The organism is Streptomyces sp. NPDC059398 (genome assembly GCF_042751845.1).
Classification (GTDB): domain Bacteria; phylum Actinomycetota; class Actinomycetes; order Streptomycetales; family Streptomycetaceae; genus Streptomyces.
The window spans coordinates 9,768-19,647 of record NZ_JBHYWP010000005.1 but is presented as its reverse complement, the minus strand read 5'-3'; the positions used below and the strand labels follow the sequence as shown (position 1 = coordinate 19,647).

Genomic DNA, 9,880 nt, shown 5'->3' with positions numbered 1-9,880 from the left:
GCCTCCCACCTTCGCGGCCCTAGCTGGACCCCCCGGCCGCTTTGGCGTCCCCGCGGAGCGGGTGTATTCCGCGAGTCGGGCGCTTTCGCCCCCGGTCCGGCCCGAGCCGCTTCCGGCCCGAGCCGCTTCCGGCCCGAGCCGCTTCCGGCCCGAGCCGCTTCCGGTCCGGCTCCGGCTGCTTCTGTGGTCCGGCCCCTGCCGGACCTCAGCCCGTCCGGGGCCGGTGCTCCGGTGTACGCAGCCCCAGATGGTCCCGGAGCGTCACCCCTTCGTACTCCGTACGGAAGACCCCTCGCTCCTGGAGCAGCGGCACCACCGTGTCCGCGAACTCGTCCAGGCCGCCGGGGACCAGATGCGGGGCCAGGATGAAGCCGTCGGACGCCTCGCTCTGCACGGCGGCGTTCACCGCGGCGGCGACCGTGGCGGGCGAACCGATGAAGGTCTGCCGGGCCCTGGTCTCGATCACCAGCTCCCGGATGGAGAGCCCCTCCTCCTTCGCCCGCTGCCGCCACTGCGCCGCCGTGGCCAGCGGATCGCGCACCATCCGTACGCTCGCCCGGCCCCGGGTCACCGTGTGCTCGCCCGTGTCGGGGTCGATCTCGGGCAGCGGCCCGTCCGGGTCGTATCCGGACAGGTCCCGGTTCCAGACGTGCTCCAGGAACTTGATCGCCGTCCGGCCGCTGACCTGGCTGCGCCGCACCTCGTGGGCGCGCTCCTCCGCCTCGGCGTCGGTGTCGCCCAGGACGAAGGTGGCCGCGGGCAGGATCAGCAGCTCGTCGGGGCTCCGCCCGTACCGTCCCAGCCGCCCCTTCACATCGCGGTAGAAGACCCGGCCCGCCTCCGGCTCCGAGTGCCTGCTGAAGATCGCGTCAGCCGTCGCCGCCGCGAACTCCCGCCCCTGGTCGGAGTCGCCCGCCTGGAAGATCACCGGACGGCCCTGCGGGGAGCGCGGCACATTGAACCGGCCCGCGATGTCGAAGTGCTGGTCACGGTGGGCGAACGTACCGGCGTCCGGGGTACGCAGGAACCGGCCGCTCTCCCGGTCGGCCGGCACATCGCCGTCCGCCCAGGAGTCGAAGAGCTCCCAGGCGGTACGGAGGAACTGCTCGGCCCGGGTGTAGCGGTCCGCCTCCGGGAGGAAGCCGCCGCGCCGGAAGTTCTCCCCGGTGAAGGCGTCCCAGGAGGTGACGACGTTCCACGCGGCCCGGCCGGCCGACAGATGGTCGAGCGACGCGAACTGCCGTGCCACCTCGTACGGTTCGTTGAAGGTGGAGTTGATGGTGCCGGCCAGCCCGATCCGCTCCGTCACGGCGGCGAGCGCGGCCAGCACCGTGAACGTGTCCGGGCGTCCGACCACGTCCAGGTCGTAGATCTCGCCGCCCTGCTCCCGCAGCCGCAGTCCTTCGGCCAGGAACAGGAAGTCGAACCTGGCCCGTTCGGCGGTGCGCGCGAAGTGGCTGAAGGACGCGAAGTCGATCTGGCTGCCCGCCTCCGGGTCGCTCCAGACCGTGGTGTTGTTGACCCCGGGGAAGTGCGCCGCGAGATGGATCTGCTTCTGGGTGCCGCTCATGACTGTCCTCCGGCCCGGACCCGGGCGTAACGGTTGGCGGGGCGGCCCAGACCGAGCAGCCCGCGCAGCGAATCGGCCTCGTAGGCACGGCGGAAGGCGCCCCGGCTCTGGAGTTCGGGGACCAGCCCACGGGTGATCGCGGGCAGGTCGTGGCCCGTCACCGCGGGGCGCAGCCGGTATCCGGTCAGCCCCGCGCGCCGCCAGTCGAGCAGCAGATCTGCGAGCCCGGCCGGGGTACCGGTGAACACCTCGGCGTCGCTGGTCAGCGGGGCGCCCGCGGTCTCGTCGAGCCGCTGCCTGCGGTCTTTCGCCGCCGCTTCGCTCTCGTCGAGGAAGACCACCAGATCCCCGAAGACGTGGCGGGGGCCGGTGTCCCCGCCCCGCCCGGCGGCCTCCCGGGCGGCCAGGACCGCGTCGGTGGCGGCTCGCGCGCCGGAGGCGTCGTGCGGGGTGACGAACCCGACGTCCGCCGAGCTGCCCACGAGTCCGTACGGGACGGGCCCATGGGCGAGCGCGGTGACCAGCGGCTGCCCCTGCGGCGAACGCGGGGTGATGGAAGGGCCCTTGACGCTGAAGTGCTCGCCCTCGAAGTCGATGTAGTGCAGCTTCGTACGGTCGATGAACCGCCCGGTGGCGGTGTCACGTATCTCGGCGTCGTCCTCCCAGCTGTCCCAGAGCCTGCGCAGCACCTCCACGTAGTCGGCGGCCTCGCCGAACAGTTCATGGATCAGCTGCCGAGCCGCCGGGTGCCCGGAGTCCCGCGGCCGGAACTCCGGCAGCTCCCGGCGGCCGAAGTGCGCCGCCTCGTGCGCCGAGGCGGAGATCCGGACCCGCACGCCCGCGCGTCCCCTGCTCACGTGGTCCAGCGTGGCGATGGCCTTCGCGAGGTGGAAGGGCTCGGTGTGGGTGACCACCGCCGTCGGTACCAGCCCGATGTGCCGGGTCAGTGGTGCCACCGCGGCCGCGGTCAGCACCGCGTCCAGCCGGCCGCGTACCTGATCGGTGCGTTGGTCGTCCCCGGCCGGGTCGGTGGACTGGAGCGAGAGCGCGTCCTCGAAGGTCACGAAGTCGATGAGCCCGTGTTCAGCCTCCTGTACGGCGTCCAGCCAGTAACCGGCGGTGAAGAGCCCGTCCGGCCTTGACCGGGGATCGCGCCAGGCCGTGGGATGCCAGCCCGCGCCGTCCAGCGCCACGGCGAGATGAAGCGGCGCGGAGGCCGGGGGAACGGAGGAGGAGAGAGGGGCGGGGGCGGAACGGGGAGGCGGGGATGCAGACATGTCCGCTGGGGGTGCCTTTCCTGAGGGGGCGGGAGGAGTACGGGAAGGACGTCAGGTCCGGGGGAGCCGGTCCTCCGGTACGGCAGGGGAGCCGCCCGGGACGCGGACCACGACGAACAGATTGCGCCGGCGCAGCACGAAGCCCATCGAGAGATAGAGCCGGACGGCGTTCTCGTTCTCGGCCGCCGCATGCAGGAACGGGGTGTCCCCGCGCTCCCGGACGCCGTGGGCCACATGACGCACCAGCCGGCCGGCGAGCCCCTGGCCCCGGTGCCCGGCATCGGTGCAGACGGCGCTGATCTCGGTGTGGCCCGGCGGGCGCAGCCGCTCGCCGGCCATCGCCACCAGCCGCCCGCCGCGCCGGATCCCCCAGTAGGCGCCCAGTTCGATCGTGCGGGGCAGGAACGGGCCCGGTCGGGTCCGGTTCACCAGGTCCAGCATCTCCGGCACGTCCGCCGGGGTGAGCCGGACGGCCTCAGGATCGCGGGCGGTACGCAGCGTGTCGGCGACGAGCTGGACCCCCGTACCGCTGCGTACCGTCTCCCAGTGGGCCGGCACGGCCGTGACCCCGCTGACGGCGGTCTGCTCACCGGGGCCGACCAGCACGGCCAGATCGTCCCAGGCCGCGGGGGACGCCGGATCCGCCAGTGCGACGAAGGGCGCGACATCCGTGTGGTAGCGCGCCGCGCGGCCGACCGTCTCGGCGAAGCGGCGGTGCGGACCGGCGAGCGCCGCCCAGGCCGGGTTGTCCAGCAGATGCGGTGCGGGTCCTGTGGACTGTGGGACGGCGGGCAGCGGGAGGGGCCGCGGTGGCTGGAGTTCGGTGGACATGCTGCGCCTTCTCTTCTCTCTGCAGGTCTCTACAGGGCTCGTCTCTACGGGGCTCAGGAGTTGCTGACCGGCAGACCGGGCGGGTTGACCTCGGCTGACTTCACCGCCTCGTTCCCGAGGTGCCACGCCTTCAGCCACTTGGCGTACTGACCGTTCCTGATCAGGTAGTTGACGGCTTCGGCCAGGGGCTTCGCGAGGCCGCTGTCCTTCTTGGCGGTCGCGCAGATCAGCCCCTGCAACGAGGCCCCGGCGCCCGAGAACGTGCCCGCGCTCCGGGTCGCCTGCGGGGTCCGCGCGGTGCGGGTGATGTGGTACGAGAGGCTCGGGTTCGGGCCGAAGTACGCGTCGATCTTCTTCGAGTTCAGCGCCAGATAGGTGCTGTTGCTGTCCTGGTAGTACTTGACCGTCAGCTTCTTGCCCTCGGCGGCCAGCTTGGCGCGCCATTCGAGCAGCAGCTTCTCCTGGTTCGTGCCCGCGCCGACCGCGACGGTCCGGCCCGCCAGGCTCCGGTACGTGCCGTCGAAGTTCCAGTGCGAGTCCTTGCGCACCTCGAAGCCGAGGTTGTCCTCGCGGTAGCAGGCGAACTCGTACTTCTTCTTCCGCTCCTCCGTGTCCGTGATGTTGGAGAAGCCCGCCTCGGTGCGCCCGCTGTCGATGCCGACGAACAGGTTCTCCCAGGTCGCGTTCTTCACCTCGGGACGAAGACCGAGGACGGCGGCGACCAGCCGGCCGAGATCGGGCTCGGAGCCGGTCACCGTCTTCTGGTCGTCGCCGACGTATCCGAGGGGCGCCGAACCGGCCGGGAGCATGCCCAGGCCGATGGTCAGCTTCCCGTCGGCGGTTACCGACTTGGGCAGCTGAGACCTGATGGCCGCCACCTCGGGGACGCGCAGGGTGGTCCGCTCGGCCGCCCCGTTCGAGACGGCGCCGATGACCACCGACCCCTTGGCGGCGGCCTCCGGTGAACCGGGCCCGTCCTTGGCGCTGCCGCTTCCGCAGGCGCTGAGACCGGCGGCCAGGGCGAGGACGGTGCCGGTGGCGGCGAGGGCGGACAGAGGTGTTCTGCGGCGGGGCATGTCGGTTCCTTGGGAGTGGATGCGGTGGTGGCGGGCGGCGGGGGAGAGAGGCCCGCCGCCGGCCTGGGCCGGTGGCGGGGAGTGACGGCCTGTCAGGGGACCCTTCCGAGGAACTCCCTCGTGCGGGTCTCGCGGGGGTGGTCCAGCACCTGGCCCGGCGGCCCCTGCTCGACGATGCGGCCCCGGTCGAGGAAGACCACCTGGTCGGCGATCTCGCGTGCGAAGCCGATCTCGTGGGTCACCACGATCAGCGTGGTTCCCCCGTCCGCCAACTCACGTATGACAGACAGGACTTCACCGACGAGCTCCGGGTCGAGCGCCGATGTGGGCTCGTCGAAGAGGATCACCCCCGGTTCCAGGGCCAGTGCTCGGGCGATGGCCACCCGCTGCTGCTGCCCGCCGGACAACTGCCGGGGATACGCACCGGCCTTGTCCGACAGCCCCACCCGTTCCAGCAGCGCGCGGGCCAGGGCCCGGCCGCCCTCCCGGTCGGTGCGGCCGGTGGCGGTCGGCGCGGCGGCGATGTTCTCCAGCACCGTCAGATTCGGGAACAGGTTGAAGTGCTGGAAGACAAAGCCGATACGGCTGCGCTGGGCCCGGATCGTACGCTCGGTCAACTCCTTGAGCCGGCCGCGGAAATGCCGTACGCCGACGGGCTCACCACCGACCGTCACATGGCCGGTGTCCAGCTTCTCCAGATGGTTCACGGCACGCAGCAGCGTCGACTTGCCGGACCCGGAAGGGCCGATGACGACCGTGACCGAACCGGGCTCGACCGTCAGATCGATGCCGCGCAGCACCTGGTGGTCGCCGAACCACTTGTGCGCCCGGTGGATCTCCACGGCCACCGGAGTGGCGCGGACGGCGGACTCCTTGCTCTCCGGCGCGCCGACACTCATATGCCCGCTCCGATCGCGATACGGGCGCGGGCGCCGCGGACCGCCGAACGGACCCGCTGCAGCGGTGTGGGCGGTACGGTGCGCAGCGCACCCCGTGCGGAGCGGCGCTCCACATAGAACTGGACCACCGAGACCGCGCTCGTCAGGACGATGTACCAGAAGGTGGCCACCAGCAGCAGCGGTACGACGTCCCCCGGGTAGGTGCTGCCCAGGCTCTGCACGGTGCCGAAGAGGTCGAGCAGCGAGACGTAGAAGACCAGGGATGTGCTCTTGACCAGGCCGATCAGCTGGTTGACATAGGCGGGCACGGTCACCCGCAGGGCCTGCGGGAAGACGATGCGGCGGAACTGGAAGCCGCGCGGCAGTCCCAGGGCCGAGGCCGCCTCGTGCTGCCCCTGGTCGACGGAGAGCACACCGGCCCTGACCACCTCGGCCGCGTACGCGGCCTCGTTGAGGCTGAGGCCGACGACGGCGACCACCAGGTCCGTGGCGAGATGGGACTCGTCGAACCGGAAGAAGGCGGGCCCGAACGGGACGCCCAGGCTCAGAGTCCGGTACAGCGCGCTGAAGTTGTACAGGAACAGCAGGACGACGATCAGCGGTACGGAGCGCAGCAGCCAGATGTAGACCCAGGAGACCGACCTGAGCACCGGGTTGGGCGAGAGCCTGCAGAGCGCGAGGACCACTCCGCCGATGAGCCCGGCCACGGCGCTGAGCGCGGCGACTTCGAGGGTGATCACCAGTCCGTCGAGCACCACGGGTCGGACGAACCAGTACGAGAACCGGCTCCACTGGTAGAACGGGTTGCTCACCAGCCCGTGGAGGAACTGGGCGACGAGCACCACGACCACCGCGGTCAGTACCCAGCGCCAGGGGTGACGCAGCGGCAGCACCCGCTCGGCGGCGATACGGGGATCGCGCTCCGGACCGCGGGGACCACCGGGACCGTCGGCACCGGCGCCCGAAGCGGCGTCAGGGCCGGCGTCAGGGCCGGCGGCCGGACCTGCTTGCGGCTGTCCGGCAGGCGCGCTCGGTGCGCTCGGTGCCCCGGCGGGCGGCGAGCCGGCGGTCACCGGCTCGTCCGGGGGCGCGGACATCTCGGGCATGGGTACTCCAGGGATCAAGAGATGGCCGGACGGCGGGAGCCGGCACGGCTGGGCGACCCGGGCAGGGCGCCGGGAAACGGCGGTCCGGGGAAGGCCTGGGCCTGGGGGCGGGGGAGCGGGCCGGATTCCGGCCGGGCCGTCAGCGGCGGCGGTGCGGCACGCCGGCCGGCAGCCCGCCGGTACATGAACGGCGGCCGGTGTACGAACGGCGACCGGTGTACGAACGGCGACCGGCGTACGCATGACGACCGGTGTACGAACGGGGACCCGTGCACGACCGGCAACGGGTGCACGGACAACGGCGGCCGGCCGCGGGCGACGGTGTACGCGTGGAGCCGGGGCGCGGCACGGCGCGGCGCAGGCGGCCGACGGCCGCCGTCCTCTCCGGTGCGCTCTCCATGCCGGTCACCCTGGTTCTCTCTGGCCGTTCCGGGCGCGGCCGGGGACGCGCTCGGTGCGAGGGGCGGCGCACGGGAGTCGCGGCCGCTGGACCTGCGGGGGATCACCGGGCCGGTCCGGGCGTCAGTAACCCATGCGGGGAAGCCCGCGTCAATGCGCGTCCAGGGTGTGTGAACAGGTTTGCGCAGCGGCCCGGCCGGGGCCGGGGGAGTACCGGATCCACCGCTCTGAACTGGGCTTTCGCCCCGGTGATGTGGACGGTGCGCGGCTACGGCCCCGGCAGGGTTGCGGTCGGCGCGCGCCGTTCTTTTCGCGCCGCCGTAACACGGGCTTCATCCCCGAAATCCCACGTCCCGGCATGCGGACGTCCGGCCGGAGGACCCGGGTTCCGGAAGCGCCGCGTTCTCAAGCCACCTTCGCCGGAGCGCGCGGCCGTACTCGCTCCGGGACCTGGGCTTTCTCTCCGGGGATGCGGGGGCCACTTCCAGAGGCGCCGTGCCGAAGGCGAAGCGGTGGAAGGGGCACACGAGGTTCTGGCCCTCGACGGTGCCGCCGGCGCCGAAGTGGGCGCCGAGGTGGGGGCAGTACGGATGTACCGCGCGGGGACGGCCATCACGGGTGCGGTAGAGGACGATGTCCTCGTCCATGAAACGGCGGGTCAGGACCTTGCCAGGGGGCAGTTCTCGCGAGCGCGCCAGGCAGAACCAGCCACTGGGGTAGGGCAGATGCCATGCGGGCTCGTCTGCGGCGGCGTGGGGACCACGAGTTCCGGGAAGTTCGTCCCTCAACGTCATGGGCGGCATCCAAACACCGGAGAACGCACTGCATTGAGATTTTCCCGGCAAGATCACCCTGACGAGGTATCTGCCGGCCATATCACTGCGAGTGAGCATGGGTGACTCTAGGATCGTCCCTCTGAGCAAGCGGTCGGGGTGGCTCGGCATCAGCGCCGGGATGCTCACGACGCAGACAGGGGGCGCGCGCCGGTGGCCGACGACAACATCGAACGACATCATGAAGCGGAAGTCGTCGTCATCGGGGCCGGCCTCTCCGGCGTGGCCACCGTGATCGCGCTGCGCCGGGCCGGCTTCCACGACGTCGTCGTGTTGGAGAAGTCCGGTCGTCTGGGAGGAACGTGGCGCGACAACACCTACCCCGGCTGCGGCTGTGACGTACCGGCGATGCTGTACGAATACTCCTTCGCACCCCACACGTGGAGCCGGGGCTTCGCCGACCGGTCCGAGATCCTCGACTATCTGGACACCACCGCGGCAACCCACGGTGCGCACACGGCGATCCGCTACCACACCGAGGTGCTGAGCGTCCGCTGGGAGCCGGCAGCGCACCGCTGGAACCTGCGGACCACTTCGGGCCTGTACACCGCCCGAGCCGTGATCGTCGCCACCGGCCCCTGGACCCAGCCCCGCCATCCCGACATCCCCGGCCTCGACACCTTCACCGGCACCGCCTTCCACTCCGCCCGCTGGAACCACGAAGTCGACCTGACCGGACGGCGTGTGGCCGTGGTGGGCACCGGTGCGTCCACCGTCCAGTTCCTGCCCGAGATCCAGCCGAAGGCGGCTCATGTCGACGTCTTCCAAAGCACACCGCAGTGGGTCCTTCCGAAGCCCGACTACCCCCTCCCTCCAGGGCTCCACCGGTACTTCGCACACCACCCGCAAGCGCGCCGCACCCTACGCGGCCTGCACCACCGGACCCAGGAAGCCATCGGATTCCCCCTGCGCCACCCCCGCCTGCTGGGGCCCCTGGAGGCCCTGGCCCGCTTCCATCTGCGCTCCTCGGTACGGAACCGCGCCCTGCGCCGGGCCCTTACCCCTGACTACCCCTTCGGCGGCCGCCGCCTGATCACCTCCAGCACCTACTACACCGCCCTCACCCGGCCCAACGTACGGCTGCGTCCCACCCGCGTGACCGCCGTGGAGGGCTCCGACGTCATCGGCGCGGACGGCACCCGCACCCGCGCCGACGTCCTCGTCCTGGCGACCGGATTCCACATCGGCGACATCCCGCTGGCCCCCCATCTGCACGGCGCGGAGGGCACCTTGGCCCAGAGCTGGGCCAAAAGCCGCCGTGCCTACCTGGGCACCAGCGTCAGCGGATATCCCAACCTCTTCCTGCTCATCGGCCCGAATCTGCTCACCGGCACCACCGCCGTTCCCACCGTCCTCGAAGCTCAACTCCGCTACATCACCGCTGCCCTCAACCATCTGCGCGCCAGCGGGGCGTCTGCTCTGGATGTCAAGCCTGAGGCCGAAGCAGCCCATCAGCGTTCTCTCCACGAGGCGCTGCGCGACACCGCCTACAACGCCGGTGGCAGCACCGGCTACTACTTCGGCCTCCCGGGCATCAACACCTTCTGCTGGCCCTGGTCGACCGCCAGGCTCGTCAAGCGCCTGCACGCCTTCGACCCGGACGTCTACACCTGGTGGCTGCCGCTGCCCGCCCAGGCTGGTGCCGGGCGCGATGGTGTGCCCGCCCGCCCTTCGGACCGCCTCGGGTAGGCCGCTGCCTGTTCAACATCAGCGCCAGTGGCCCGGCCAGGGCCTGCGCCCCTTTCAACCCGGACGACGCCGAAGACGGCGAGGACGAGGAAGGCTGAGGGCCCGTGCCCCCGTCGGGGTGCATGGCCGGGGCCCGGCGGGGGGCCGTACCCCGGGGTGCCCGCGCCCCCCGGCCAGCCAAACAAAAATGGGCACAAAAA

The 9,880-nt window shown here is 71.6% G+C and carries 8 protein-coding genes; 1 reads left to right on the top strand and 7 read right to left on the bottom strand.

From position 1 onward, the window contains the following. Positions 1–205: 205 nt before the first annotated feature. The 7 genes from ACFXBC_RS03420 to ACFXBC_RS03390 form a co-directional block, all read right to left on the bottom strand. A complete protein-coding gene (locus ACFXBC_RS03420) occupies positions 206–1,570 on the bottom strand; it encodes an NtaA/DmoA family FMN-dependent monooxygenase (RefSeq protein ID WP_385018165.1) in 1,365 nt (454 codons plus the stop codon). After that, positions 1,567–2,847: an LLM class flavin-dependent oxidoreductase gene (locus ACFXBC_RS03415; protein WP_385018163.1), complete on the bottom strand. Its 1,281-nt coding sequence runs from the start codon at positions 2,845–2,847 to the stop codon at positions 1,567–1,569. The genes ACFXBC_RS03420 and ACFXBC_RS03415 overlap by 4 nt, the downstream gene beginning before the upstream one ends. Positions 2,848–2,898: 51 nt before the next feature. Then, entirely contained in the window at positions 2,899–3,678 is a 780-nt protein-coding gene (locus ACFXBC_RS03410; RefSeq protein ID WP_385018161.1) for a GNAT family N-acetyltransferase, read from the bottom strand. A gap of 53 nt (positions 3,679–3,731) precedes the next feature. Beyond that, positions 3,732–4,754: a transporter substrate-binding domain-containing protein gene (locus ACFXBC_RS03405; RefSeq protein WP_385018159.1), complete on the bottom strand. Its 1,023-nt coding sequence runs from the start codon at positions 4,752–4,754 to the stop codon at positions 3,732–3,734. Positions 4,755–4,846: 92 nt separating this feature from the next. Continuing rightward, entirely contained in the window at positions 4,847–5,653 is an 807-nt protein-coding gene (locus ACFXBC_RS03400) for an amino acid ABC transporter ATP-binding protein (RefSeq protein WP_385018157.1), read from the bottom strand. Next, positions 5,650–6,750, bottom strand: coding sequence for an amino acid ABC transporter permease (locus ACFXBC_RS03395; protein ID WP_385018337.1), 1,101 nt, complete (start codon positions 6,748–6,750; stop codon positions 5,650–5,652). The genes ACFXBC_RS03400 and ACFXBC_RS03395 overlap by 4 nt, the downstream gene beginning before the upstream one ends. 740 nt (positions 6,751–7,490) lie before the next feature. After that, the gene (locus tag ACFXBC_RS03390; protein WP_385018155.1) at positions 7,491–7,952 is read right to left on the bottom strand and encodes a Rieske 2Fe-2S domain-containing protein; all 462 of its coding nucleotides are present in this window, start codon (positions 7,950–7,952) and stop codon (positions 7,491–7,493) included. Positions 7,953–8,144: 192 nt separating this feature from the next. Between ACFXBC_RS03390 and ACFXBC_RS03385 the strand changes: the two genes are divergently transcribed. Next, complete coding sequence (locus ACFXBC_RS03385; RefSeq protein ID WP_385018153.1) at positions 8,145–9,680, top strand: flavin-containing monooxygenase; 1,536 nt, start codon at positions 8,145–8,147, stop codon at positions 9,678–9,680. Positions 9,681–9,880 lie beyond the last annotated feature (200 nt).